Here is a 24,861-nt window from a genome sequence, read left to right on the forward strand (position 1 = left end):
CCCGGGGCCGCCGGGGGGGGGGGCCCGGGCCGGGGGGGGGGGGGGAACCCCCCGGGGGGGGGGGGGGGGGGCGGCCGGGCCGGGGGGGGGCGGCGGGCCGGACAGCCGGTCTCAGAGGCCGGTGAGGCGCGCGTTCGCGTTGCGGTCGTAGTAAGCGGCCTTGTACCAGCACCGCACCCGCTCCACCCCCTGCTCGTCGCGGATCACCGACCAGCGTGGGTCCTCGCGCGAGACCTCTCGGATCCAGCCGGCCGGGAGGGTGGCGTGGCGGAACAGGGGATCGCCGTCGACCGGATCGCCGAGGACGAACCCGAGGTCGGTCCACACCTGCTCGTCGGCGGGGTGCAGGTTGACGGGCAGGAGGTCGGATGCGGCGAGCTGCTCGCCGCCGGCCGCTTCCATGTCCTCGGTGTAGGCGGCGGGACCCATGCCTTCGGCTCCGAGTAGGTGGGTGAAGGGGTCGCGCCGGGCGGTGTTCTCAACCATGATCGCTCCGTTCGGTGGTGGTGTGCCTGCCGGCCCGGGGACGGGGTGGGACCGGGCCGGCAGGCGGAAGGACCGCCGCCCTACACGGGGGAGGGGAAGGGCGACGGTCGAGGTCAGAGAGGGTTGCCGGCCCCGTCGTGGTCGCCGTCCCGCGCGCAGTGGCAGATGGACCCCGACGGCCCGCCAGAGCCGGGGTCGTAGCTGGCCAGCCAGTGCCCCGACCCGGGTTCCCGCTCCTGGCCGGAAGCCGGTTCCGCCGGCCCCCAGTGGTCGAGGATCAGGCCCGGGTCGTGCATCTCGTCGTCCCGGTCGGCGACCGCAAGCAGCGCCTCACCCAAGGCCCGCGCCACGCCGAAGTTGCCGAGCACCAGGACGGCGCCGATCGTGTCGTCGTCCCAGCCCGGGAGGACGACACGGATCTGTCCGCGCGGGTCGAAGCGGTGGAGCTTTCCCGCGTCGGGATCGTCGCCGAGCCCCTGCGGCCAGTCCTCCGGTCCGGCCACGTCGACGACGGAGAATCGGAGGTAGGGAGCGGGGAACAACGGGCCCAGGTTCCTGATCGTGATCGTGTGGCCGGTGGCTTCGGCGGTGAGGTCGGCGGCCCGGCCGGTCAGGTGCTCGCAGTCGACGGTGGTGTCCCTGCGGTCGGTGTCGGTCAAGATGCGGATTCCCCCGTGGGTGTTTCGGGCTGTGGGAGGTTGGCGGCTTCCGGGTCAGGGTCAACGCCCTTCCCGCCTCGGCGCCGGCACGGTGCGCCGGCGCCGAGGCAGAGCACGCACGCGGCGTTCACCGGGGCGTCGGGCAGGGCTTGCCGGTGGCGTGCGCGCTGGCAGCGGACACCACGGCGCCCTTGGGTACCCAGACGGTGCCGCGGCACTTCGGGCAGTTCGCGATCGTCGCGCCGTCGAGGCCGCTCACCGGGCGGCCCAGCCGACGCCGAGAGCGAACCCGACGGGAGCCGCGAGGAACAGGGCGACGCCGAGGAGGAGGGTCCAAGCGGCCAGGCCCCACCAGCGCGGCCGGCGGCCGAACGGCGGCGGGACCGGGGGCAGCTCCTCGGCCGGCAGGCCGGTGAGGAGGAACGGCAGACTGTCGGGGCCGATCATGTGTTCACCGCCGGCGGGGTTAGGGCGTGCAGCGGCGCGAGGAGACCGTCCAGCTCGACCGCCGGCACGTCCCAGGCGATGGTGGTCAACGTGAGTCGAATGTTGCGCCACCGGGTCGCGATCTTTACGTGGACGGGCGCGCCGTCCTCCGTCGAGGGGACCGCGGTGAACGTGTCGACGGCGACGGCGAGCTGGCCGGCGACCGCGGCCAGGGCGGCGATGCGGGCGGCGGGTGTTGCCGCCCCGATGATGAGCACGTCCGCGTAGGCGGCACCGGTGACACTGGTCGTCACGGTCAGGGTGACCAGCGGATCGAGACCGTCCTCCACCTCGGCCAAGGCGCGGAGGAAATCGCCCCGCTTCGGGGTGGGTGTGCGGGTCGGGGTGGGCGTGTAGGCGCGGGTGCAGGCGCATCCGGAGGTCCGGCAGCCGTCCGCGCGGTGATTGTGGACCTGATGCAGGCAGGTGCCGCACCAGACGCCGCCCTCGTCGATGGCGCTCACTGGCTCACGTGCCCGTCACCGTCGTCGATCACCTTGGCGGTGTTGAAGTCGCCCGCGCCCCACGGGCAGTCGCATTCCAGGCAACCGACACCGTCGCCGTGGCTGGTGACGAGGTGCTCGCAGTGGCAGGTGCGGGTGCCGCCCGCGGCGACGTGGACCACCGGGATGGGCATGGTCCGGGCGTAGCCGGCGGGATGACCATCGGTGCCGCACGGCGCCAGGGGCGGGCGGGCGGCGATCCGCTGCCGGTCCGCCCGGAGGACGTCGGCGAGCGCCCGGCGCAACGTCGGGGAGTTCGAGTCGATGCCACGGAGTCCCGCGAGGCGCCGCGCCGCTACCGCGATGTCGTCGACGGTGACGGGCACTGGGGTTGGGATGTCCACGGTGGTCAGGAGCCATCTTGGCCAGGGGGTGGCCTCGGCCTGCGCTAGGGGGATACCTAGTGCGGACGCGAGCGCGACCTGAGCGATGCGGTTGGGCGTGACTCCCCGGTGGGCCCAGCGCCATACCTTCTGGCGTTCAGCGGCCATGTCGCGGACGCCCAGCTGCCAGGCGTGGGCGGCGACGAGTTCGGCAAGATCCCGGTAGGTCCATCCGCGTTGGGCGCGGACCACGTCAAGGGGGTGGATCGGCCCCTCGGGTGATGGGTTTGGTGACATAAGGTCTCCCTTGCAGTTACGGCCGTCCGTTCGTGATCTCTGTCCAGGGGATCGAGCGGGCGGCCGTTTTGCGTCCGTGCCACAACAGTACCACTGATTCATGAAACAGCAAATCTGCTGTTTCGCGTCAACGCCTCCGCCGACGGGGTTGCTCTGCGGCCCGCTGCTCCTGCCACACCGCCAGAGCCCCCCGACACCGGACGCACGGCCGCACCGCATCCCTCGCGACCGGAACACCCCGCCGGGCCCGGTCCACCACCCGGACCTCGACCATTCCCCGGTCACACGCCGGGGCCTCCGGGAAATCCGGGTCCTCGTTCCGGTGGGTGCAGGTGCAGCCCGGCGTCCCGCAGTGCCCGGCCTCGATATCGGCCCGGGGAATCGCCCGGGGCATCACGGACACGGTCACAGCGCACCTCCCACGAATCAGCAGATCTGTCTTTAAACGATACGACGATCCGTGAAATGCGGCTAGGAGGTATTGCGGTCAGGACGCGGTCGGATGCTCCTCAACCACCGCGCGAGCGGCGGCGCGGGATTTCGCGTGTGCCGCGCACACCGGACAGCGGGCCACCGCACCGCCGTCGACCTCGACGCCCTCCTGAAAGGACTGGCCTGCGGAAACAACCCCGCCGGTACGGCTGCCTGGCGCCGGGGTGGTGAATCCGCGGTCGCACGACCGCGGGCCATCCGGGTCGTGCGGGCAGGGACATCCGGGCGTCGGGCAGGCCCCGGAATCCCACCGCGAACGAGGTGCGCCAGGGGGCCGGCGGCGCAGGGGGAGAACCTGCGCGGTGCCGGTCACGATTCGCGCCAGACATGCAGTTCGATACCGGCGTCGAGCGCGAGACGGGCGCACCCGGTGGCACCAGCGGACCGGTTCCGGATGAAGGCCAGGCACACGTCGGCGCCCACCTGGACCATCTCCGCGCTGCGGATCATCCCGGAGCGTTTCTTGAGTCGGTCCCAATCCGCGGGGTGTTCCTCGGAGACGACGGGGTGGCCGTCGGCGCGCGCAGTTTCGGCCCAGCGCTCGGCGATCAGGTCGGCGCCGGTGGGGCACGCGCCTTGGACGACTACCAGGCCGGCCGGGCCGGCGCGGCGCAGCCGGCTGTCGAGCGCCCAGTAGATCAGGGCGGCGTTCCGCCAGTCACGGGAACCGGTGATCAACACTCTCATCATGCCTCCAGGGCAGTGATTCCCGACGGCAGTGGGACCCGGCAGCCGGGGCACACGGGCCAGCCGCGGGCCGGATTCGACGTCTGATGCCGGCAGCGAACGCACGGGGCCCACAGCGGGCGGGCGCGGGCCTCCTCCGGGGGCTCCGATGCGGCCGGGGCGGCCTCGGGCGCGGTCACGACGCCTCCCGGGCGCTGATCGTTGCGGCGTGCCCGCGTGCGGCGTCGAGGTCCCAGTCGTGATCGTCGAGCCAGGCCCCGAGGATCTGCGCGGCGAGCCGGCTCGCCGGCTTTTTCCGCTGGCCGGTGAGTTCTCCGACCACGGACAGGCCGAGCGCATCCCGCGCGCCCTCGATGCGCTGGTGTCGCTCGGCCCGCCGCGCGGACGCCTCCCGGGTGTCCTGCCGTTGCTGCGCGGCCAGCTCGGCCGCGTCCGCCTCGCAGCCGGGGCAGCGTTCGCCCGGCGCGATGTTGACCTTGTGCGTGATGCACGTCGCCGGGGACGGCGTCGCACGGGCCAGCGCGTCGGCAGCACGGCGCCACCGGGTGCAGCCGCGGCACGAGCAGCGAGCCGGGCCCTGCGGCAGCACGTCCACCTTCAGCCGCTTGCCGAGGAGCGCGGCCGGGCGCCGCATGTCGGGCAAGTCCGCGGCCAGATGCTCGGCGAGCGCGGGCGCCGGCCAGCCGCGGGCGAGCGCGGCAGCGATTGCCGGGCGGATGGCGTGTAGCTGCTCGGCGTCGAGGCGGGCGGCCTCGGCGACGGGGCCGACGACCGCGTCGACGACCGCGTCGTGTTCTTCGGGTGCTTGTTCTTCCTGTGGATCTTCCCCACCACCACCCGTCTCGGGAGCCAGTGCGAGCGGCGCGGGCGCCTGCGCGGGTGGTGGTGGAGAAGGTCTCTTAGGTCTGGAAGAAGTAATGGGGGGCGCTGCGCCCCTACCCGTGGTGTTCTGCGCCCCTACCTGTGGGTGTTCTGCGCCCCTACCTGTGGCGTCCTGCGCCCCTACCTCGATGGGGGATGCTGGGGGCGCGGCGCCCCCACCTTGAGCGGGCTTCTTCGCTTTCTTGCGGGGCTCCGGGGTGACCGGCTGAGGCATGCCGTTCAGCCCGGGGAGCCCGAGCCGGTACCAGGTGCGCGTGCCGTTCGCCCGCGCGTCGGCCGGGTCCGGACGGTGCCGGATGATCCACGCCAGCGACTCCAGGTCTTCCAGGGCACGGCGGACGGTGGACCGGTCCAGGCCGGTCAGCGCGGCCAGTTCGGTCAGCGAGGGCGTGACGTCGGCCGAAAGGGTCCCGGTCTCGACGTCGGCGCGGGCGAGCAGGGCGGCCATGACGAGGCGGCAGGTCGACGTCAGCGGAGCGAAGGCGAGGATCCAGCGGCGGTTCGGGTCGTCGCGGTGGTCGCGGAACACGGCCCGCTCGATCTGCCATTTGATCGCGGGCTCGGTCATCGGCTACCCCCGACGAGGGTGCCGGATGCGGTATCCGGGGCGCCGAGGGGCGCGCGGGCATGCGAGCATGGAAGTATCACGATGTGCTGCCTCTTGTTGGTCTGAACAACAGGGGTGGTGCGGCGTCGCAGTAGTCCCGCGCCAACGGGTGCGACGCATTGCTGGCCGGCAGGTGAACGGCCAGGCGGTTGGCTCCGCCTGGCCGGGATCCTCCCGGCCGACCAGACCATACACTCGGCCCGCCGCCCCGCGAGCTGGGCACATCCGTTCGATTCGCTCATGCCTCGACCCACCCGAGCAGGCCCTCGATGTCCTCCGCGGGCACCGCGGCGGCGAGCGCGATGACAAGGCCGACGAGCCGCTGCGGATTGGCCGACGCCAGCGTCCGCACGAGCGCGGCCACCGCGACCGTCCGGCCGTCATGCACCAAGTCTCGGACTTGTTCGGCATCGGCGATCGCGCGCATTCCACTGAGCCCCGGGTCGACCGGTCCGGCACCAGTCCCTGGTGAAACGGCCGCGATATGGCCGTCACACATCCGGGCATCAGTGCCCGGTGTTCGTCGCATCCGCGATATGCTCTTTCTCGGAAAGGCGACCGTAAGGCCGCAGTGAATGGTTGGACACATCGATCTGCTAATCGGTGATCGCGCGAATGGCCCGGCTGGGTGGCTCCGCCGGGCCATTTGCCATCCGCTAACCGTCCGGTGGCTCCTCCCGCGCGAGGAACTGCGTGCACGCCGGCCAGCTCGCCCGCAGATCGGTCGCTGGCCCACGAGTCGCGTTCAGCCGGCACTTCCGATACCGGCCGTGCTCGAAGAACCGCAAACACCCCCCGCAGGTCTTCCCGTCGCTTTCGGGCAGCAGGCGATGTCCCGAGACCGGATGCACTCCGCTCGCGAGCGCATCCTGTTTCCGGGCGGTTCTGTGCCGTTGCGCCGACAACGGTTTCGGACCTGGCGCGCACGGCTCGTCGCCGAACATGTCGAGCTGTCTCGGCCGCTGCTCGCCGGCGAGGTCCTGACGGACGGCCGTGTGCGGCTCGCGCTCAGGCGGCGCGTCGTCCAACGCGATGCCGTCCACGAGCACACCAACCCAGTCGCAGGACACACCCGCCGTGCCGCGGTGGAACGCGAACCTGCCCCGGGGCGTCAGGCCAACCTGCTCCCGGCACCCCGGGCACATCGCCGTCGGCCGCCCCGACCGCACCCGGGCACGCCGTCTCGCGGCCTGGGCCTCAACCCGGCGTCGACAGCGCTGCACCGCCCGGCACTCCGACTTCGAGCAGTACCAGCGCTCATCCGGCCGGCGCCCGCGACCAGGGGGGACCGGTGCGCCGCATCCGCCGGCGCACGGCCGCGGGTCGGTCAGCAGGTACACCCGACGTCGCGGCGGGCTTCCCTCGCACGGCGTGCCGTCGCCGTCGGTGTGGCTGTGGACCTGTCTGTCGCGGCGGACCGCGCAGGAACGGCCGCACGTCGGGCAGTCCCGGCGGGGATCGGTCACCGGATTTGCGCCGTGGATGCCCCGGTCTTCAGGCCGGATGCGGCAGCGATGCAATGCGCGGCGAGCAGCGGCGGCACCGCGTCCCCGACCTGCCGGAACCGCGCGGTCCTCGAACCGCGGAACGGGTAGTCGGCCGGGAAGCTCTGCAGGATCGCCGCCTGCTCGACCGTGATGCGAACGGAGTCCTTCTCGAACTGGGATTCGCCCTTGTCGCGGTCCTTGTGTCCCGGCCGGCCGAGCCGCGGGTCACCCTGGACGGTGGTCGCGGGCCGCTCTCGCACCCACGACACGTCGTTCAGCCGGCCGCCGAAGAACAACGTGCCCGCCGGCTGGTCAAGGTCGCGGACGGCGGCGTTCGCCTGGTTGCCGTTCCGGAGCCGCCACTCGACACCGGCCGAGTTGTGCCCGAACGCCATCGTCGGCGCCGGCTCATCGATCTGGCGGACGGCGGCGTTCGCCTGGTTGCCGGCGCGCAGCTCCCAGCGGCCGGCGTTCGCGACCGGCGTCGGCGCGGGCTGGTCGCGGCGGTGTTCGATCGGGATGCGGCCGGCGGCGGTCTCGCAACTCGGCTCCGTCCGTAGCGTCCACCCCGTGGCATAGCTGCCGCCCTGGCCGTACGCCCAGCGCGGCGCGCGGTTCCCCGCGACGGTCTGGGCCGGCCGGTCGACGCCGGTCATGCCGAGCGCCTCGGCCATGGGCACCCACCGGCGCAGGGGACCCGCGCCGAACAGGTCGGTGCCGCCCGCAGGCATGTGTGTGTGTGTGGGAACAGGTGGTTCCACCGGGCCGTCCACGGATGCCAGTAGCAGCGCGCGGACCCGAGTCTGGGGGACGCCGTAGTCGGCGGCGTTCAGCGTCCCGGTCCACGTCGACCAGCCGGCGGCACGGAGCGCGGCGGCGCAGGTCTCCCACACGGCGAGCGCGGGGGGGACTTGCTCCCAGACCATCCACCGGGGTCGGGCTTCGAGTGCCCACCGCAGCGGTTCGACGATCAGCAGCGAGCGGGGGTCCGCCGCGGCGACGGCGAGGGAGGCGCGGGAATCGACGCCGCGTGCAAGGTCAGCGATGGCCCGCCAGACCAGCGGCAGGTCGCGCCGTCCCCCACCGCGGCCCGCCATCGAGAACGCCTGGCAGGGAGGTGAGAACAGTAGGCCGTCCAGACGGCCGGCCATGCGGGTCGGGTCCACCTGGGCGACGTCGGCGCGGATGGTGCGCAGGCCGGCGGCTGCGCGGGTGGCGCAGGCGGCGGAGTCCCACTCGAAGCCGATCGGATCGAGGCCGAGCATTCGCGCGCCGAGGTCGAAGCCGCCAGGTCCGGCGCATCCGTCGACCACGAGGCCCGTCATGCCGCGTCCCACGAGTGCCGCATCAGCCCGAGGGTTTCGGCCACGAGAGGGTTAGCGTGAGCGTGATCATGGCACGCCCGACACAGCAACACGATGTTGTTCGGGTCGGCCGGGTCACCGCCCCTGGAACGCAACAGCGGCTCATGCCCGTCCTCGCCGAGCCCGGTGCACACCCCGTCGATTCGGGCGCGACACCACGGGTCCTCGTCGACCATCGCGCGCAGGACAGCCGCACGCTTCGCGAACACGGCCCGTGCGCGGGCCCGGCTGGCCGCCGACTGTTGCACCGGCCCAGAGGCCGCGAGCTGTGCACGTCGTTGCGGCGTCGCGGTGCGGGCGAGCGGCGCCCGGGTGGTGAGCGGCGTCCGCCGGGCCGGGCTGGCGCCGCGCTGGAGCGGGGTCCGCCGGGGGAGGCTCACCGGCCGTCGCCGTCGGCCACGATCGGGACGAGGGCGACCTGCATCCCGATCGTGGCCGCGACCCGGGTAACGGTCCCCAGCGACAGGTTGACCGGGTCCCGGCGGCCCTTCATCAGGCGGATGTACGTGGACGGAGAGAGGCCGAGGAGATCCTGTGCGGCGTAGTTGGTGGTCACGCCTCTGTGCTGGAGCCAGCGGCGGATCCCGGCCGCGAGCTCGTCCCGGAGCTGGGCGGTTTGGAGGGTGGGCGAGGCCATGACAGCAGAATAGCGCCTTCATGAATCAACAGATCTGCTGATAGTGCGCCCTGTTCAAACCCTCATGATCCGTTGTGGTGCCGGCGTTACTCCCCGGCAGCCGCGCGCACCGCAGCGGCCACCGCCGCATCCCACCCGTCCCGGAACGTGACCCGCCGCGCCGCCGGCACCGACGGAGGGATCTCCGGCGGCGCCCCGACCAGCGCGACGACGGCGGCCAGGCGCCGCCGCAACTCCGACTCCGGCGGACGCTCCTCCACCCGGCCTTCCACTTGACGTCCTCTCCGCCCTGAAGGGCGGAGATTCCCGCCTGCTACACCCGGGTGAGGGTGAGCTTCGGGTGGGTTCCCGCTTCGTCGCGCGGCGCCGGCACGGGTGCCGGTCTTACCTGCGCTCCACGGGCAGACACCGCCAGTCCGGCGGCCAGCGCGACATTGACCGCCGCGTTCACATCCCTGTCGTGCACCGACCCGCACGCCGCGCACGTCCACTCCCGGACCGCGAGCGGCTTCGGACCGTCCTTCACCCCGCAGGCCGAACACACCTGCGACGTCGGCTCGAACCGGCCGATCCGCACGAACTGCCGGCCGTGCCGTTCGGCCTTGTACTCCAGCATCGCGACGAACGCCGACCAGCCGGCGTCGTGCACCGACTTCGCCAGCCGCGTACGGGCAAGCCCCTTGACCGCCAGGTCCTCGACGGCGACCGCTTGGTTCTCGCGGATCAGCCTGGTGGAGAGCTGGTGGTGGAACTCGCGGCGCGCATCGGCCACGCGGGCATGCGCCCGAGCGACCTTCACCCGGGCCTTGGCCCGGTTCTGGGAACCCTTCTTCTTGCGGGATAGATCCCGCTGGGTCTTCTTCAGTCGCTTCTCCGCACGCCGCAGGAACCGCGGGGAGGCGATTTTCGTGCCGTCGGAGAGGACCGCGAAGTGTGTCAGCCCAAGGTCGATACCGATCTCGGTGGGCGTGCCTGGCAGTGTCTCCTGCGGGCCGGTCTCCACGACGAAGCTCGCGAAGTACCGGCCCGCACTGTCCCGGACCACCGTCACCGACGACGGTGTTGAGGGCAACCGGCGGGACCAGCGCACCTGAACGTCGCCGATCTTCGGCAGACGCAGCTTCCCGCCGGGAGTGATCGACCAACGGGCGTTCGCGGTGAACCGGACCGTTTGCCGGGTGTCTCGCTTCGACTTGAACCGCGGCGGACCCATTCGGGGGCGTTTCCCGGCCAGCCCGTCGAAGAAGTTCCGGTAGGCCGCGTCGAGGTCGCGTAGGGACTGCTGAAGGATCACTGCGGACACTTCGGCGAGCCAGGCCCGTTCGGGGGTCTTCTTCGCCTCGGTGATCAGCAGCTTCGACAGGTCCCCGGTCTTCGGGAATGCCAACCCCGCCGCACGGGCGTCCTCCCGGGCGCGGAGGCCGTCGTTGTACACCACCCGGGCACACCCGAACGCCCGGGCCAGCGACTCGCGCTGCCCAGGACTCGGGTAGAGCCGGAAGCTGTACCGAAGCTGCACACCCCAAGTCTACCCTTGGTCTATGGCAGCCGATCTCAACATTCGCACTGGCAGGCACTGCGTTTTCGCGTTGCACGCCCACTTGGTTTTCGTCACGAAGTACCGGCATCGCGTCTTCGACGATCAGCACCTGACCCGCCTGGAAGAGATCATGCGGATGGTGTGTGGCGACTTCGAAGTCGAGCTGGTCGAGTTCAACGGCGAACGCGACCACGTCCACCTCCTCGTCAACTTCCCGCCGAAGGTCGCCCTGTCGAAGCTGGTGAACAGCCTGAAAGGGGTGTCGTCGCGGCGGATGCGCCAGGAATTCCCCGAGCTGGCGCGGCACTACTGGCGGGCGAACCGGCTGTGGTCCGGGTCGTACTTCGCCGGATCGGTCGGTGGCGCGCCCCTGGACGTGCTCCGCCGGTACATCGAGGAGCAGGCCCGTCCGGCGTAGGGCACGCTCAGGCCGCAGGGCGGCCTTCCCGCGCGGCCCTTCACCCCCGGCCTGAAGGCCGGAGCACTGGGCCGCAACCTGGTAGCGCTCGACGCCGCCGCGGTGGACGCGGTGGCCGACTGGACCACCAGAACCACGCCCAGAACGCCGCCGCACCCGCGCTGAAACCGGCCAGCGCACGATGGCCAGTAGACCAATACAGTGCCGCCGATGCCGCGTAGACGCATGCCAGCCACAGCCCGAACGTCGCGTCGAGCAGGCGTTTCGGAACGCCCCGTGCGAGGTTCCCGACGTAGAGGCCGATTAGCGCGAAGTCGGCGGCGCTCAGCGCGCGCGCCAGTTCAGGGACGCCGGTCAAGGTCCACTCCGATCGTGACAATCGGTCCGGCCGTACCGATGGCCCGGCCGAGGGGAGACGCCGGCCGGCACCGCTCCGCGATCGAGCCGGCGGTGACGCACACCAGCCCGGTCGGCGCCGGCGGGCCGTCCGCCGGCGGGATGACGAGGAGGACCAGCGCGGACACGGCGGCGGCCAAGCCGACACCGCCGGTGATGGTGATGCCGGGCGTCAGGCACGCCGGCCAGCCGGCCCGCGGGCGCGGTACCCGCGGCACCCGATGCCTACCGCCCACCGGGCACCCCCCTACCCAGCGGCGTCCGGGCACCATCGCGGACGGCCGGGTGGACGTCACCCCAGAACCCGGACTGCCAGTCCACCGCCGGCGCCGGCCGCACCGGTACCGCCCGCCGCTCGGGATGCGCGGTCAGGAGCACCACGTACAACACCGTCGGCATGACCGCCACGAGGAGTAGCGCGACGCCCAGCAGGAACCCGCGCACATCCCGGCTCACAGGACACCCCGCCGGCCGGCGTCCTCCCGGGCGCGGGCCACCTGCGCCCGCGCGAACCCGACGGATCGCTCCAGCTTGATGAGGTCGTCGGCGAACTCGTCGAGCAACTCGGGGGGCAGGCTGTCGAAACCGGGGTGTGCCCGGAACGTGAACACTGCGGCGCGGGCGGCGTCGATGGCCGCGCGAAGTTCGGCTGTCGGGCCGGCCCCGCCGGCCGGGGACTGCCCGGCCGGCGGGGTGGGGGTGGCGTTCACGACGCGGCCTCGACTCGCACGACCTTGACACGGTCCGGCAGGGGCTCGCGGGTCCGGCAGTCCTCGAACTCCACTCCGAGGTTCGCCATGGCCCCGGTCCGATATGTCGAAATGCTGGCGATGGCCGCGAACCTGCCCACCAGAAGCTCCACCACCTCCCGGGTGACCTGCTCGGGCACGTCAATCTCGCCGGTCTCCGGGTCCATTCGCAGCGCGTCGGCGAGGCGTCCGCGCATCCGCGGGTGGTCCCACGAATCCCGAGTGACGCGCTCGCGGGCCGCGCGCCAGCCGGCCGGGTGGACGAACCTGCGGGCCTTCCACCCGAACAGGCCCAGGGAGCGTCGGGCGAGCACACCCCGGGCCGTACCGAGCTTCTGGACGGCATCGTCCGCGGTGCCCATGAGCTCGATGACCTCGGCGAGCTTCGGCCCGTCGGGCAGCAGGTCCGCGTTCTCGGCGAGCGCCTCGGCCATCGCGGCGATGGTGCCGAGGGCCGCGTGGACGTCCGACCATGACAGCGCCGAGGCCGGCGGCTCGACCGGTGCGGCGGACGCCTCCACCGCGACGTTCTCCGTGCCCATCCTCAGTTCCCCCGTTCGATGGTGGTGGGGCTCCATCGGCGGCCGTCCGAGTGGACGATCCCGCCCTGCTGGAGCCGGTACAGGGCCGTCCGCACCTCGGCGGGCGGCAGGCGCAGCGCGGCGGCGAGCATCCGGGCGCGCACCGGCCGCCCCGCGAGTTCGACGGCGAGGAGTAACGCCCCCACCTGGCCGGCCGTCACGCGAGTGGCTCGACGAGTCGTTCGACCCGCTCACGGGACATGGGCTCTGGTCCCTCCCAGTCGATGTGGCCGGCGGCGCGCATCGTGGCCGCGAGTGACTCGATGGCATTCCGGTTAGCCCGCATCGCCTCGCCCACGGTCATCAGGCGCAGTAGAACCTCGTTACCGTCGAGGTCCGTGACGGCGATCGGGTTGCCTCGCAGTGCGCTGATCAGGTCGTGGTTGGTGAGCGCTACGACGGGCCGGTTCTGGGCGCTCAACGCGCGTTCCCCGATGCCCGGCGGGTGACGGTCACCCGCGCCGCTGGCGCGAGAGGCACCACTCGGTTGGCGGTCGGGACCAGCCACCACAGGCCGTCCCGTCGCGGCTGGCCGGTGACGGCCGCCTGGCGCGGCTGGTGCTCGACGGCGATGATGACGTCGCCCTGCTCGATGTTCTCGGCGGCGAGGCTCAACGCCACCCGGGAGCCGATCATCGTGCGTTCTCCAAAGTGCGAAGGTCTCGCTTGAAGTGGCGAAGGTTCACCGGCGGCCGGTAGCAGCCCACGCAGGGCTGGGTCGCGCCCGCCCAGGTGGGGGTTTCGCCGGCTCCCCGACACTCCCGGCACACCCCGGGCTCGAACCGGCGGTCACCGAGGAGTCCGCCGTGGATGCCCCGGTCTTCAGGCCGGGGAGGAAACGGCGCCTCACGCTGGAACACATACGCGGATCCTTTCGGTAGAATGATGCCATGTCCCGCTACCGGCTTTATCCGACCGCCGATCAGGCGGCCGTGATGGGCGAGCATTGCGGGCATGCACGCTATGTGTGGAACCTGGCCGTGGAACAGCGAGCGTGGTGGAATCCGCGCCGCGGGCCGGCACCGGGCTATGCGGAGCAGAACCGACAGTTGACCGAAGCGCGCCGCGCATTCGACTGGCTTGCGGCGGGCAGTATCATCGTTCAGCAGCAGGCGCTGCGGGACTTCTCCACCGCCATGGCCAACTTTTTTCGCGGCTCCCATCGGAAACCGGGTTTTCGGAAACGCGGCCGGTCCGAAGGGTTCCGGATCGTCGCCGTGAAAGCCAGTGACGTCCGGCAGGTCAACCGCCGCTGGTCCGAGCTGCGTGTGCCGAAGGTCGGCTGGGTACGGTTCCGCCGATCCCGCGCCGTTCCCGACGCGAAGTCGTATCGGATTACTCGGGATCGTGCGGGCCGCTGGCATGTCGCGTTCGCCGTCGCACCCGCACCGATCGACCCGCCTGGCACCGGCGAGGTGGTGGGGGTCGACCGTGGCGTGGCCGTGTCGGCTGCGCTGAGCGGCGGGGAGCTGCTGGCCTGCCCCGGTCTGCGACCCGCCGAGGCCGCCCGGCTGGTCCGTCTGCAACGCCGGCTCGCCCGCGCGAAACGCGGCAGCAACCGGCGGGCCCGATTGAAGGCCCAGATCGCCCGACTGAAGACCCGGGAGGCTGACCGGCGGAAAGACTGGGTCGAGAAAACCTCCACCGATCTCGCGCGGCGGTACGACGTGATCCGCGTCGAGGACCTGCGGGTGAAGAACATGACCCGGTCGGCCCGGGGCACCGTCGAAGCACCTGGGAAGAATGTGCGGCAGAAAGCCGGGCTGAACCGCGCGATCCTCGGTGCCGGCTGGGGCCTGCTTGTTCAACGCTTGGAGCAGAAAGCCCCCGGTCGGGTCGAGAAGATCCCGGCCGCTTTTACGAGTCAGCGTTGCTCGGCCTGCGGGCATGTGGCGCCCGGGAACCGCGAGAGTCAAGCGGTATTCCGGTGCGCAGCCTGCGGCCACACGGCCAACGCTGACGTGAACGCAGCGGTGAATATCGCGGCCGGACGGGCCGTGACTGCGCGGGGAGGCGCGGCGTTGGCCGTGCCCGTGAACCGCGAACCTCAACACTGCGCACCTCCTCTTCTGGTGGGTGTGTAGGAGTTGGAATCCCCCGCCTTCAGGCGGGGGAGGACGTCAACGTGACCACGAGTTCCGAGCCGCAGTCACAGGTGACGTCGAGCGGGAGAGGGCACCGGCCGTCGCGGTGGTCGGGGACCTCTTCGATCTGCACGGGGATCGGCGCCAAGACGACCAGATCCTCGTAGTCCGGGAACGGCTCGTTACCGCAGCCGGAACAGGCGATGACCACCGACCCCTCGACGATCGTCATCTGCCAGCGGTGGTCACCGGGACCGGCCGGGCAGGGAGTAGTCGCCGTTGGCTCTGGCGTCCGGAAAAGGTCCAGTGGGGTGGGGACTTCCCCGGCCGCCGTGATGGCGGCCGGGGAGCCCTGGGTGCTGCTGGTCATGCCGCCGGGCCGTTCTCGGCGGCGGGGGCCTGGCCCTCGTCGAGCAGGGGGACCGATGCCGGGTCCACCCCGGGCGGCAGAGGCCCGCCGGTGAGGAGGTCGACATCAGCACCGGTCGCGTGGATCTTGGCGATGACCGTCAGCGCCTCGGCCTCGGTCAGCGCCAGCGTCGACTCCAGATCGTTCCTGCCGCTGATCCGGGTGACCGCGATGAGCTGCTCATCGGGGTCCGTGACGTGCCGGGCCTTGAGCAGGTCCAGAAGCTGAAGCGTCGTCTTCTCGCTCGCGAACCCGAGCGCGCGGCGGCGGCCCAGGATCAGGCCGCGGACGTGCGCGGCACCTCCGCCGGTGAGCGCACCGGACTTCTCCTTCGCGTCGACGGACATCAGCGCGTCGGCGAGGCGTTCAAGGGAGTCCGCCTCCGCGACGGCGACGGCGAACTTCCGCACCAGTTGCAAGTCCGGCTGGTTGGTCCGGTGCGCCGGAGCCGATCGGTTGGCCTGCCGCTGCACACCCGCCGGACGCTGCTCCGCAGTCGAAGCCGCAGCGCTACCCCGTTCTTCTGCGGTCAGTTCCCCGCCGGTCGTCGGTCGCAGGTCGCGCACGTCCGCTGTCTGCGGGTCGTACCGCAGCTTCGTGAAGATCAGCCATTCGAGGAGGTGGGCGTCAGCCTCTGTGGCGGCTACCTTTTCCGGCCGGTCCCGCCCGGGGCGGATTCCGGCGTGGACCGATCGGGCGCCGATGATCTGCGGCGGCCCGGTCCGGTCCATCCGCAGCCACACAGTCGCGTCGTAGGCCAGGGACTTGTGCCCCTCGACCTTGTAGTCCTTCTTCCCCTCGACCGGCCGGCCGCCCTCGACCGCTGCAACCTCGCCGCCCCGGGCGATCATGACGACGATCCCCGGGAACATCAGGAGTTCGGTCATCACCCGCCGGTAGCGGGCCTTGGCGTCGTTCCACAGGTCCATCGACACGACGACCTCGTCGTCCGGACCGGCCTTGCGGCGGCCACGTGCCCGGTTCGCCGCCCAGTCGGCGAGTCCCCCCCACAGGTCGCTACCGGTGTCCATGACCAGAACCGTCGGTAGCTCGCCCGCGTCGGCGGCCCGCCGCGCCTCGGCCTTCGCGGCGCGAACCTGGCCGAGGATCGACGCATAGGTGCCGTCATGCTCGACGACCTCGTAGCGGGCGCCGGGCCATGACCCGTACTCGTCCGCGCTGCCCTCGCCGAGGTCGAACCACAGTGTCCGGCCGACCTTCCCGGAGGACGACAGAATCACCGCGGCAGTCGTTTTCCCGCTTTTTTCCCCGCCTTCGACCAGGACGAGGGGGTAGGAGACACGGCCGGTGGGCTTGCGGGTCTGGAGCTGCGGGGGAGCTGCTGGCGCGCTCATGCCTGCACCCCCGTACGGGGGGTGCGGTGTGCCGCGGGTGTGCCCGTGGCGCTATGCTGCCGAACTGGACCCATTGTTTCTCCGTTGTCGATGGGGTCAGGGGGACCACCCGGATGCGACCCGGGCGGTTCCCCGCATTCGTTTCCTGGCCGTGGCGTGTCCCAGCCAGGGCCGAGCAGGTCCGCGATGGCCTGCCGGCGGGACAGCGTGCTCCGGTGCCCGCCCTCCATCAGGCTCACCATTTCCTGGGTGATCCCTAGGTCGGCGGCGAGGTCTGCCTGCCGTAGGCCAGCCCGCATCCGTGCCTCACGTAGCCGCCCGCCTGTGTCCTGGCGGGCCCGTGCATGGGGTGCCGGTCTGTCTGCCGCGTACCGATCCACACCAGCGAGTATAACAGAATCAGCAGATCTGTCGATCCATGATTCACATAGGTATATGTGCGGAGTCCGCGCTGCACTGCTGCTGTTGTGCGCGTCGCGGTCAGCAGGTGTCCCTCGTATAACAGACTCCGCTATGATGTGATCATGAGTTTTGCCGGCCTCCTCCGGGCCCGCCTCGGCACGGGGCCTGGCCAGTACAAGACATATGGCGCCATGGCCAAAGCGCTCGACTGCGGCAATGCGATCTACAACTGGAGCTCCGGCCGCACCGAACCGCGCGGTGGAAATCGGGAAATGCTCCGGCTAGCGGAGATACTCGGCTACACCCGCGAGGAGGCCATCGCCAAAATCGCCGAGGATGATCTGGAACCGGCCGGCCGGACCACCGAACAGGTCCTCCGGGAGGATCTGCATATGCCGGACGATGTCGTCGTCCGCTTCCTGCCCGGGGGCGATCTCGCTCAGGGCGATCCGGCGACCTGGAGCGAGGTCTGGGGCGCGGCGCTCCCGGTGATGAGCGCTCTACTCCGTCGGCGCGACGACTAGTTCCCGACTCACGTCGAGTGTGACGCTCCGTTACATATGCTCCGTGCTGGGCGGATTCGATAGGATTTGTCGTCACGCACCGCATCTGGACGATTTTTTTCTGACAACGGACAAACATTCCGGTCTCGTCGGCCTTGCCGCCATCCCACGGTGCCGCATAAATATCACTCCCTGTACGTGCATATGACGTTGCACGTGAGATGGGGGAATGTAGATGATCGCGATCGTCATGGGGCCAGCTGCGATGCACGAGGCCGCCACGCTCATCGGCCGGCCACCGATAGCCGTGATCATCCTGGTGAACGCGGCCAGGGTCGTCCTCGACGTCCTCGACCGCACCGCCACCCGAGCCACCGGCGGCTACTGGTCCTGGCCCGACATCACCATCACCGTGGGCGAACAGGATCCCGACGGCGCCGCCGAGCTGGTCCGCCGCATCGCCCAGGCCCTCGACCTCGATTCCGACGAGGTCGACGACATCGGCCGGCACCTGCTCCGTGACCTACGGGTGACCGTCGACCCCGGGCGACCCGGTGACCAGGAGTCCTGTCCGGCCTGACATGAAATAACAGATCTGCTGTTTCGCGATTCATGCATATGGTAGACATGTCTCGTGCGGTCCTGACCTGTCCAGGTCGGTCGAGGAGGGGCCCACAGGGAGGGCTGTCTAGATGTCTCGGAATTTGGCTGGCGCGGACGAGGCGTGGACCGCCGAGCGGATCGCCGCTCTCGGCCCGACCACCGACGTACCGACCACTGCATCGATCCTCGGGGTCAGCGGCTGGACGGTCTACGAGGAGATCAAAAAGAGCAGGTGGAAGACGACCCGCGTGCTGCGACTCGGCCGCATCATCAAGATCCCGACGTATGACCTCCTGAACTTCCTCTACCCGGGCCACGTCCAGGCAGCACCCGCCGCAGGCCCGGCAGCCCACGCACCCCTGGCCGCTGTCGGCTCCTCGCTGGCACCGGCGTAGGCAATGGCCCCGCACCGGAAGTGCTCATGCCGGGACCCGCAGACGAAGCGCCTCCTGGGCAAGAAGTGCCCAGACCTGGCGAAGAAGGGGCACGGGGCGTGGCATGCCCGCTACGAGGCCCCGCCCGGCCCCGACGGGAAGCGCCGCCAGCCTTGGATCGGCCCGTACAAGACCGAGAAGGAGTGCAAGGAAGCGCTCGCCAAGGCCGTCGCTAAGGTGGCGGGCAGTCCAACCCGCACCGAGGACACCAAGACCAAGGTTCGCGCGTACTTCGATCAGCGGCACGAGTGGCGCCGCAGCGAAGCGGCCACCGGCGCCGGGCTCAAACCGAAGACCCTCGCCGCCGAGCGGGAGGCGATCGACCTCTACATCAACCCTGGCCTTGGTCATCTCCCGATGGTGGGGCTCACCGACCAGCACATCCGCGACCTGTACGCCGCGATGCGACTGATCAACCGGGACGGCGAGACCGGCGGCGAACACGCCGAGCTCCTGCGTCGCCTCACCGCCGCGCGGGCAACGCGCCCTGATGGCCGGCGGTTGCATACCCGGCCGATCTCGGAGGCCCGGATCCGCCGCGTCCACGCCGTCCTCACTGGCGGCCTGAACGACGCCGTTCTCCTCTCGGGGATCATCGACCGCTCACCAGCGGTAGGTGTGTTCCGGACGAGGGGCGGCGGCCGGCGGTTCGTGCGTATCCGCCCGTTGCTGTGGACGGACGAGCGAGTCGAGCGATGGGAGGCCACTGGCCACATTCCGGGGCGGGTGATGGTCTGGACCCCGACCCAGACCGGGAACTTCCTCGATTTCTCCGAGGCATGCAACGAACGCCTGCACGCCCTGTTCCACCTGGATGCCTACTGGGGGCTGCGCCGCGGGGAACTCGTCGGCCTGGAGCGGTCCGAGGTGAGTCTGGCGCGACGGTGGATGCACGTCCGCCAGTCGCAGGCCGAAGACGACCTCGACGACACGAAGAGCGATGCCGGGGATCGGCACATCACCTACGACGAGGGCACCGCGGCGGTCCTGCGGTCGGAGCGGACCCGCCAGTCCGCTGAGCGCTTGCACTGGGGCGAGGCGTACCAGGATTCCGGCCGATTCTTCAGCTACGAAGACGGACGGGCGTTGAAGCCGGGCAATGTCTCGGAGCGCTTCGGCGCGGCCATCACGCGGTACGGGGCGATCCGGAGCCGGCTCGCCGAGGGCTGGACCGAGCAGAAGATCGCAGGACGCTACCGGGTGCCGGTCGCGGCGGTCCGTATTGCCGCGGTGATGCCGTTGCCGCCGATCCGGTTCCATGACCTGCGTCATGGTGCGGCCACGATGCTGCTCGCGGCCGGCGTCGACATGAAGCTCGTCGCGGACGTGCTCGGGCACGCCAGCGCGAACTTCACGCGCGACGTGTACGCGGTCGTCGCCGGGGAGTTGGCGGAGGCGGCGGCGGTGGCGATCGAGGCGTTCGTACCGCGCCGGAATCGGCGCGAAGCCGTTCGTGCCATCAATGTGCCAGCAACCGGCGAAATGCGATCTTGAATTAAGGTAGGTGTCTCGAACAAATGTTCAAAACTCCTGTTGGGGGCGGAGGCTCCGGGATTTGAACCCGGGAGGGGGTTGAAGCCCCCAACCGCATTAGCAGTGCGGCGCCATAGACCGGACTAGGCGAAGCCTCCCAACGTGCGTGCCCATCATAGCGTCTCCACTCAGGGTGCGAACGCGCCGGGTACGGCGGGATGCGCGCGGCGTGGATCACAGCTTCGGTCGGCGAGCCCGGCTGCACCGCCACGGGGCTCGACGGGTCAGTGACGGGGCGGTCAGCCCGGGGCCGTGCTGACCGCAGCCGGGTCGGTCCGGGCGCCGTCCGCCGCCGGCGGCGAGACGACACCGGCGGCGCTGCCGGCCGCCTCGGGGCGCCCGCCAAGCGCGGTGAGGACCGCCCGCGCGATCTCGCCGCGGCGGGACGCGTCCGCCACCGGTGTGCCGTCGGACTCGCGCAGGTAGAAGGCGTCGACCACGTCGAGTCCCAGCGTGGCCACGATCGCCGTGGCGACGTTGAGCCGCAGCGCGGACAGTTCTCGGACGATCCGGAACAGCACTCCGGCCCGGTCGGGGGCACGGACCTCCAGCACGGTGGTCGCGCCCAGATCGTCGAAGATCACCTGGGGTGGTCCGGGAGTGGTCCAGTGCTTCACGCCGGCGTAGTCGCGTTCCCGGGCGGCCAGCCGTTCGGCGATGTCCACCGTGCCGGCCAGGGCGGCGCGCAGGTCGGCCAGCAGCTTGGCCCGGTCCGGCACCCGTCCGTGCGACGCGGCGACGGCGGCCTGCAGCAGCGCGCGGCCGTCGTGACTGCGGGCGGAGGCCCGGCGGATGTCGAGTCGGTTCATCGCGAGGATTCCCGCGGTGATGGCCAGCAGGCCGACGTGGTCCGCAGTGACGACGACGACCTCGAACATCCCTTCGTCGGGCAGCGGGTTGACCTGGACGACGTGCTCCTCGGTCAGGCCGAGCAGGCCGCGCTGGCGGTCGTCGAGGCGGGGCGGGCAGGGCACCCGTTCGCCGTCGAGCAGCGCCCGGGCGCGGGTGACCAGGTCGCCGATCAGCCGGGCCTTCCAGGCGTTCCAGGCACTGGGCCCGGTGGCGCGGGAGTCGGCCTCGGTCAGCCGGTGCAGCAGGGTGAGGACCCGGTCGCTGCCGACGGCGGCGGCGACCGCCTCGATGGTGGCCAGGTCGTCGATGTCGCGCCGGGTGGCGGACTCACCGAGCAGCAGGTGATGGCGCACCATCGCGACGAGCACGGCGACGTCGTCGGGAGGCAGGCCGAGCCGTGGGCCGATCAGCCGCACCTGTTCGATCCCGGCGTCGGTGTGGTCGCCGGGAAAGCCCTTGCCGATGTCGTGCAGCAGCGCGCCGAGCAGGAGCAGGTCCGGCCGGTCGACCTCGCGGGTGAAGGCGGCGGCCCGAGCCGCGGTCTCCATCAGGTGCCGGTCGACGGTGAAGCGGTGGTACGGGTTGCGTTGCGGTCGGCTGCGCACCGCCGCCCACTCGGGCAGCAGTCGGACGAGCAGGCCGACCTGGTCGAGGGACTCCAGCACGCCGACGGCGGCGTCCCCGGTCGCCAGCAGCGCGACGAGGGCGTCGTGGGCGGCGGGTGGCCACGGTGTCGGCATCTGCGGCGCCTCGCGGGCAAGCCGGTCGATCGCGTAACGGCCCAGGGGCAGGCCGGTGCGGGCCGCCGCGGCGGCGACGCGCAGCACGAGGACCGGGTCCTTCGCCGGTTCGACGTCGAGGGCGAGCTGGATCTCGCCGCCCTGGTCGATCACGCCTTCGTCGAGGGGGCGTCGCACGGGCCGGCGGCCGGGGCGCCAGGAGGTGTTGCGCAGCCCGGCCGCGGTCCGGTACCAGGTCGCGTCCCAGGCCCAGGAGATGGTCCGGCCGGCGTCGGCGACGGTGTGGGCGAGCGCCATCGAGTCGGGGTGGCCGAGCGCTTCGGCGACGGCCGTGCCGTCCTGGAGCAGCAGCCGGTCCTGCGGGCGGCCGGCGCTGAGCCGGCGGATCTCGCCGCGGACGTCGAGCAGTACCCCGGCGGCGGCGAGAACGCGCTCGGAGGGCACCTCGGCCACCCAGGCGGCGGCGAGGGCACGCAGGGCGTCGACGTCGCGCAGCCCGCCGCGCGACTCCTTGACGTCGGGTTCCAGCAGGAAGGCCACCTCGCCGAGCCGCGCGGCCCGCTCGGCGACGGCGGCGGCAAGCTCGGGCAGCCGTTTCGGCGCGCGGGTGCGCCAGCGGGTGCGGGCGCGGCTGGACAGTTCGCGGCTGAGGCTCTCGTCGCCCGCGACATGGCGGGCGTCGAGCAGGCCGAGCGCCGCCTTGAGGTCGTCGTCGGCGACAGCGACGGCTTCCTCGATGGTTCGCACGCTGTGGTCGAGCCCGACGCCGGCATCCCACAGTGGGTACCAGAGGGCGTCGGCGACGGCGGAGACGTCGTGGCGGCGGCCGTCGTGGACGAGGACCAGGTCGAGGTCGCTGCCGAAGGCCGGCTCGGCCCGGCCGTAGCCGCCGACCGCGATGAGGGCGATCCCGGAGCCGGGTTCGCCGAACAGTTCGGTGAGCACGTCGTCGGCCAGGGCGGTGAGCTGACGGCGCAGCTCGGCACCGGTGGCCGCCGGCAGCGGCTCGTGACGACCGCGCAGGACGTCGAGGCGGTCCTTCATGGGCGTCCTCCTCGGCGGCGGGCGGCCCGGCGGGCCAGGGCGCCCGGTTCACGGTCGGAACCGGGCGCGGAGCCGTAGCCGGATGTGCCCGGTACGCATGGGCGCGGCACCGCGCCGTTGACCACGCGGTGCCGCCTCATGTGCTGATGATGCTGGACGTTCTCAGAGTGCCGAACGTCCAGCGGAGGAACTGCGTTGCTGGTGCTGGTGCGCGTCGCGTGTCGGCGGGTGCGACACGCGACGCCGGCCACCGCGGCGAGGTCACCGGGTGATGACCGCGCCGCCGCGGCGGTCAGATCGCGTCGTCGCCCCGCTCGCCGGTGCGGACCCGGATGACCGACTCGACGGGAACGACCCAGACCTTGCCGTCGCCGATCTTGCCGGTCTGAGCGGCCGCCGTGATCGCGGCGACCAGCTCGTCCGCGGCCTCGTCCGAGACCACTACCTCGATCTTGATCTTCGGAACGAAGTCGACCTTGTACTCGGCGCCCCGGTAGACCTCGGTGTGGCCCTTCTGCCGGCCGAAGCCCTGCACCTCGGAGACGGTCAGGCCGTGTACGCCCAACTTCTCCAGCGCCGTCTTGACGTCGTCCACCTTGAACGGCTTGATAACAGCGGTGACGAGCTTGGTCATGCCTGGGCCTCCTCAGGCACCTTGACGGGGGTGACGCTGGAGGTCAGCGAACCGCCGCCGCCGCCGATGGAGGTGTAACGGTAGGCCGTTTCCCCGTGCAGGGCCTCGTCCATGCCGGTGACCTGGTCCTCGTCGGTCATCCGCAGGCCGATCGTGTACTTGATCGCCAGCGCGATGATCAGCGTGACGACGGCGGAGTAGCCGAGCGTCGCGCCGACAGCGAGGGCCTGCTCACCGAACACGCTCCACGGACCGCCGTAGAACACGCCGTCGTGGCCCGCCGAGTTGGTGTCGACGGTGGCGAACAGACCGGTCAGCAGGGCGCCGAGGACGCCGCCGACGAGGTGGACCGCACCGACGTCCAGCGAGTCGTCGATGCCGACCTTGCCCTTGATGGACGTGGCCAGGGCGCAGACCACACCAGCGATGCCGCCGACCGCGATCGAACCCATCGGGGAGACGAAACCACAGGCCGGGGTGATGGCGACCAGACCGGCGACCGCACCGGACGCGGCGCCCAGTGTGGTGGCCTTGCCGTCCCGGAGCTTCTCGACGGCGAGCCAGCCGAGGATCGCGACACCGGTCGCGATCTGCGTGTTGAGCAGCGCGAAACCGGCGAGCGTGTTCGCGGCCAGCGCCGAACCGGCGTTGAACCCGAACCAGCCGACCCACAGGATGCCGGTGCCGAGCAGGACGAACGGCACGTTGTGCGGACGGAAGTCCCCGCTGGGCCAGCCGACTCGCTTGCCGAGCACCAGGGCGAGGACGATCGCGGCGATACCGGCGTTGGCGTGCACGACCGTGCCACCCGCGAAGTCCATCGCACCGCGCTTGAACAGCCAGCCGTTGGTCGCCCACACCCAGTGCGCGATCGGCGAGTAGACGAACAGCGACCACAGCGTGATGAAGATCGCGAACGCGCTGAACTTCATCCGGTCGGCGACAGCACCGGTGATCAGCGCGGGGGTGATGATCGCGAACATCATCTGGAACGCGACGAACACGACGTAGGGGATGGTCGTGTTGCCCTCGTTGAGGTGCTGCAGCGCGGCGAAATGGAATCCGCCCCAGAAGCCGTTACCCGAGCCGAAGGCCAGGCTGAAGCCCAGCAGGGACCACACGAGCGTGACGATGCCGATGGCGAAGAAGTTCTGCATGATCATGCCGAGCACGTTCTTCGCCCGCACCATGCCGCCGTAAAAGAAGGCAAGTCCGGGCGTCATGAACAGCACGATTGCGGCACTTATGAGCATCCACGCGGTGTCGCCCGAGTCCAATTTGACCATGTCTCTCCTGTCATCCCCCCGCGCGGTGCGCGGATGCGCTCACCCGGTCCCCGGCCACGCTGCTCTCGTCCCGGATCCTCGGGTCCGAAGAGTCGGCAAGATCTGTTCCGAATCTGTGTCTTAGCTGTTTCTTACGTGTGAAATCGCTAAATTGGGCGCCCCGTGGCCCGTTCCGGCCGTCTCTCGGTGGGTGGTCGGAGACTCTCCGCCTGGTTCGGCGTGCTTCCGTGACTGTACAACTGCGAATAGTTACGGTCCGGCGGTGTGAGCAGCGTCCCTACGGAGGGCTGGCATCACGTCGCCGGCGAACCGCAATCCGAGACCCGCCACTACGACGCCGACGCCGGGAGCGGCTCCGAAGGACCCGCCAGTGGGGCTGGAACACCGG

At 71.0% G+C, this 24,861-nt stretch carries 34 protein-coding genes and 1 tRNA gene; 6 read left to right on the forward strand and 29 right to left on the reverse strand.

The genetic code is table 11. The features are described from left to right. Positions 1-111: 111 nt before the first annotated feature. The 15 genes from MXD60_RS08855 to MXD60_RS08915 form a co-directional block, all read right to left on the reverse strand. On the reverse strand, positions 112-486 hold the full coding sequence (locus tag MXD60_RS08855) for a hypothetical protein (RefSeq protein ID WP_248818517.1): 375 nt from the start codon (positions 484-486) through the stop codon (positions 112-114). A 113-nt stretch (positions 487-599) separates the two neighbouring features. Then, entirely contained in the window at positions 600-1,145 is a 546-nt protein-coding gene (locus MXD60_RS08860; RefSeq protein ID WP_248818518.1) for a hypothetical protein, read from the reverse strand. Positions 1,146-1,272: 127 nt separating this feature from the next. Then, the gene (locus MXD60_RS28690; protein ID WP_283098059.1) at positions 1,273-1,404 is read right to left on the reverse strand and encodes a hypothetical protein; all 132 of its coding nucleotides are present in this window, start codon (positions 1,402-1,404) and stop codon (positions 1,273-1,275) included. Next, positions 1,401-1,592 carry a hypothetical protein gene (locus MXD60_RS08865; RefSeq protein ID WP_248818519.1) on the reverse strand — a complete coding sequence of 64 codons (192 nt, stop codon included), beginning with the start codon at positions 1,590-1,592 and terminating at the stop codon, positions 1,401-1,403. The genes MXD60_RS28690 and MXD60_RS08865 overlap by 4 nt, the downstream gene beginning before the upstream one ends. Next, positions 1,589-2,095 carry a hypothetical protein gene (locus MXD60_RS08870; RefSeq protein WP_248818520.1) on the reverse strand — a complete coding sequence of 169 codons (507 nt, stop codon included), beginning with the start codon at positions 2,093-2,095 and terminating at the stop codon, positions 1,589-1,591. Before MXD60_RS08870 ends, MXD60_RS08865 begins: the two co-directional genes overlap by 4 nt. Continuing rightward, a complete protein-coding gene (locus MXD60_RS08875) occupies positions 2,092-2,754 on the reverse strand; it encodes a hypothetical protein (protein ID WP_248818521.1) in 663 nt (220 codons plus the stop codon). Before MXD60_RS08875 ends, MXD60_RS08870 begins: the two co-directional genes overlap by 4 nt. 801 nt (positions 2,755-3,555) lie before the next feature. Beyond that, a complete protein-coding gene (locus tag MXD60_RS08880; protein ID WP_248818522.1) occupies positions 3,556-3,924 on the reverse strand; it encodes an SLOG family protein in 369 nt (122 codons plus the stop codon). A gap of 184 nt (positions 3,925-4,108) precedes the next feature. Then, entirely contained in the window at positions 4,109-5,383 is a 1,275-nt protein-coding gene (locus MXD60_RS08885; protein WP_248818523.1) for a helix-turn-helix domain-containing protein, read from the reverse strand. 277 nt (positions 5,384-5,660) lie between these two features. Next, a complete protein-coding gene (locus tag MXD60_RS08890; protein ID WP_248818524.1) occupies positions 5,661-5,849 on the reverse strand; it encodes a hypothetical protein in 189 nt (62 codons plus the stop codon). 229 nt (positions 5,850-6,078) lie between these two features. Further along, a complete protein-coding gene (locus MXD60_RS08895) occupies positions 6,079-6,465 on the reverse strand; it encodes a hypothetical protein (protein WP_248818525.1) in 387 nt (128 codons plus the stop codon). Between the two features lie 419 nt (positions 6,466-6,884). Further along, positions 6,885-8,234, reverse strand: coding sequence for a DNA cytosine methyltransferase (locus MXD60_RS08900; RefSeq protein WP_248818526.1), 1,350 nt, complete (start codon positions 8,232-8,234; stop codon positions 6,885-6,887). Continuing rightward, positions 8,231-8,449 carry an HNH endonuclease gene (locus MXD60_RS29785; protein ID WP_368861199.1) on the reverse strand — a complete coding sequence of 73 codons (219 nt, stop codon included), beginning with the start codon at positions 8,447-8,449 and terminating at the stop codon, positions 8,231-8,233. The genes MXD60_RS08900 and MXD60_RS29785 overlap by 4 nt, the downstream gene beginning before the upstream one ends. Positions 8,450-8,649: 200 nt before the next feature. Then, entirely contained in the window at positions 8,650-8,829 is a 180-nt protein-coding gene (locus MXD60_RS08905; protein WP_248818527.1) for a helix-turn-helix domain-containing protein, read from the reverse strand. A gap of 167 nt (positions 8,830-8,996) precedes the next feature. Continuing rightward, positions 8,997-9,170 (reverse strand): hypothetical protein, encoded by a 174-nt coding sequence (locus MXD60_RS08910; RefSeq protein ID WP_248818528.1) that lies wholly within the window; start codon positions 9,168-9,170, stop codon positions 8,997-8,999. 53 nt (positions 9,171-9,223) lie between these two features. Next, positions 9,224-10,429, reverse strand: coding sequence for an RNA-guided endonuclease InsQ/TnpB family protein (locus tag MXD60_RS08915; RefSeq protein WP_248818529.1), 1,206 nt, complete (start codon positions 10,427-10,429; stop codon positions 9,224-9,226). Between the two features lie 22 nt (positions 10,430-10,451). Here MXD60_RS08915 and tnpA point away from each other — a divergent pair, with 22 nt between their 5' ends. Beyond that, positions 10,452-10,868 (forward strand): IS200/IS605 family transposase, encoded by a 417-nt coding sequence (tnpA, locus tag MXD60_RS08920; RefSeq protein ID WP_248818530.1) that lies wholly within the window; start codon positions 10,452-10,454, stop codon positions 10,866-10,868. A 341-nt stretch (positions 10,869-11,209) separates the two neighbouring features. On the opposite strand, the gene MXD60_RS08925 is transcribed toward tnpA, so the two are convergent. From MXD60_RS08925 to MXD60_RS08955, 7 genes are read right to left on the reverse strand one after another with little or no spacing between them, the layout of a single operon-like run. Then, complete coding sequence (locus MXD60_RS08925) at positions 11,210-11,500, reverse strand: hypothetical protein (protein WP_248818531.1); 291 nt, start codon at positions 11,498-11,500, stop codon at positions 11,210-11,212. Then, a complete protein-coding gene (locus MXD60_RS08930; RefSeq protein WP_248818532.1) occupies positions 11,490-11,720 on the reverse strand; it encodes a hypothetical protein in 231 nt (76 codons plus the stop codon). The genes MXD60_RS08925 and MXD60_RS08930 overlap by 11 nt, the downstream gene beginning before the upstream one ends. After that, the gene (locus MXD60_RS08935; protein WP_248818533.1) at positions 11,717-11,974 is read right to left on the reverse strand and encodes a hypothetical protein; all 258 of its coding nucleotides are present in this window, start codon (positions 11,972-11,974) and stop codon (positions 11,717-11,719) included. Before MXD60_RS08935 ends, MXD60_RS08930 begins: the two co-directional genes overlap by 4 nt. Next, positions 11,971-12,555: a hypothetical protein gene (locus tag MXD60_RS08940; protein ID WP_248818534.1), complete on the reverse strand. Its 585-nt coding sequence runs from the start codon at positions 12,553-12,555 to the stop codon at positions 11,971-11,973. Before MXD60_RS08940 ends, MXD60_RS08935 begins: the two co-directional genes overlap by 4 nt. 2 nt (positions 12,556-12,557) lie before the next feature. Continuing rightward, a complete protein-coding gene (locus MXD60_RS08945) occupies positions 12,558-12,755 on the reverse strand; it encodes a helix-turn-helix domain-containing protein (RefSeq protein ID WP_248818535.1) in 198 nt (65 codons plus the stop codon). Then, positions 12,752-13,015 carry a hypothetical protein gene (locus tag MXD60_RS08950; protein ID WP_248818536.1) on the reverse strand — a complete coding sequence of 88 codons (264 nt, stop codon included), beginning with the start codon at positions 13,013-13,015 and terminating at the stop codon, positions 12,752-12,754. The genes MXD60_RS08945 and MXD60_RS08950 overlap by 4 nt, the downstream gene beginning before the upstream one ends. Continuing rightward, a complete protein-coding gene (locus MXD60_RS08955) occupies positions 13,012-13,230 on the reverse strand; it encodes a hypothetical protein (RefSeq protein WP_248818537.1) in 219 nt (72 codons plus the stop codon). Before MXD60_RS08955 ends, MXD60_RS08950 begins: the two co-directional genes overlap by 4 nt. Positions 13,231-13,484: 254 nt before the next feature. Between MXD60_RS08955 and MXD60_RS08960 the strand changes: the two genes are divergently transcribed. After that, positions 13,485-14,678 (forward strand): RNA-guided endonuclease InsQ/TnpB family protein, encoded by a 1,194-nt coding sequence (locus MXD60_RS08960; protein WP_248818538.1) that lies wholly within the window; start codon positions 13,485-13,487, stop codon positions 14,676-14,678. Between the two features lie 19 nt (positions 14,679-14,697). Here MXD60_RS08960 and MXD60_RS08965 read toward each other — a convergent pair whose 3' ends face one another. The 3 genes from MXD60_RS08965 to relB are packed head-to-tail and all read right to left on the reverse strand — an operon-like array spanning position 14,698 to position 16,822. Continuing rightward, on the reverse strand, positions 14,698-15,048 hold the full coding sequence (locus MXD60_RS08965; protein WP_248818539.1) for a hypothetical protein: 351 nt from the start codon (positions 15,046-15,048) through the stop codon (positions 14,698-14,700). Beyond that, positions 15,045-16,442, reverse strand: a complete 1,398-nt coding sequence (locus MXD60_RS08970; RefSeq protein ID WP_248818540.1) for a DEAD/DEAH box helicase family protein — start codon at positions 16,440-16,442, stop codon at positions 15,045-15,047. Before MXD60_RS08970 ends, MXD60_RS08965 begins: the two co-directional genes overlap by 4 nt. Next, on the reverse strand, positions 16,439-16,822 hold the full coding sequence (gene relB, locus MXD60_RS29790; RefSeq protein WP_368861198.1) for a type II toxin-antitoxin system RelB family anti-toxin: 384 nt from the start codon (positions 16,820-16,822) through the stop codon (positions 16,439-16,441). The genes MXD60_RS08970 and relB overlap by 4 nt, the downstream gene beginning before the upstream one ends. Positions 16,823-16,966: 144 nt before the next feature. On the opposite strand from relB, the gene MXD60_RS08975 reads away from it, so the two are divergent. The 4 genes from MXD60_RS08975 to MXD60_RS08990 all read left to right on the forward strand — a co-directional run bounded on the left by MXD60_RS08975 (position 16,967) and on the right by MXD60_RS08990 (position 19,878). Continuing rightward, a complete protein-coding gene (locus MXD60_RS08975; protein WP_248818541.1) occupies positions 16,967-17,368 on the forward strand; it encodes a hypothetical protein in 402 nt (133 codons plus the stop codon). Between the two features lie 214 nt (positions 17,369-17,582). Further along, positions 17,583-17,927 (forward strand): hypothetical protein, encoded by a 345-nt coding sequence (locus MXD60_RS08980; protein ID WP_248818542.1) that lies wholly within the window; start codon positions 17,583-17,585, stop codon positions 17,925-17,927. Positions 17,928-18,039: 112 nt separating this feature from the next. Further along, positions 18,040-18,345 carry a hypothetical protein gene (locus MXD60_RS08985; protein ID WP_248818543.1) on the forward strand — a complete coding sequence of 102 codons (306 nt, stop codon included), beginning with the start codon at positions 18,040-18,042 and terminating at the stop codon, positions 18,343-18,345. A gap of 3 nt (positions 18,346-18,348) precedes the next feature. Beyond that, a complete protein-coding gene (locus MXD60_RS08990; RefSeq protein WP_248818544.1) occupies positions 18,349-19,878 on the forward strand; it encodes a site-specific integrase in 1,530 nt (509 codons plus the stop codon). Between the two features lie 46 nt (positions 19,879-19,924). Here the strand turns inward: MXD60_RS08990 and MXD60_RS08995 are convergent. The 4 genes from MXD60_RS08995 to MXD60_RS09010 form a co-directional block, all read right to left on the reverse strand. Then, positions 19,925-20,015, reverse strand: a tRNA-Ser gene (locus MXD60_RS08995). A 141-nt stretch (positions 20,016-20,156) separates the two neighbouring features. Next, entirely contained in the window at positions 20,157-22,553 is a 2,397-nt protein-coding gene (locus tag MXD60_RS09000; RefSeq protein WP_248818545.1) for a [protein-PII] uridylyltransferase, read from the reverse strand. A gap of 292 nt (positions 22,554-22,845) precedes the next feature. Further along, entirely contained in the window at positions 22,846-23,187 is a 342-nt protein-coding gene (locus MXD60_RS09005) for a P-II family nitrogen regulator (RefSeq protein WP_248818546.1), read from the reverse strand. Further along, complete coding sequence (locus MXD60_RS09010; RefSeq protein WP_248818547.1) at positions 23,184-24,473, reverse strand: ammonium transporter; 1,290 nt, start codon at positions 24,471-24,473, stop codon at positions 23,184-23,186. Before MXD60_RS09010 ends, MXD60_RS09005 begins: the two co-directional genes overlap by 4 nt. Positions 24,474-24,861: the final 388 nt, after the last annotated feature.

The sequence above is a fragment of the Frankia sp. AgB32 genome, assembly GCF_023243045.1.
In the GTDB taxonomy this organism is placed as follows: Bacteria; Actinomycetota; Actinomycetes; order Frankiales; family Frankiaceae; genus Frankia.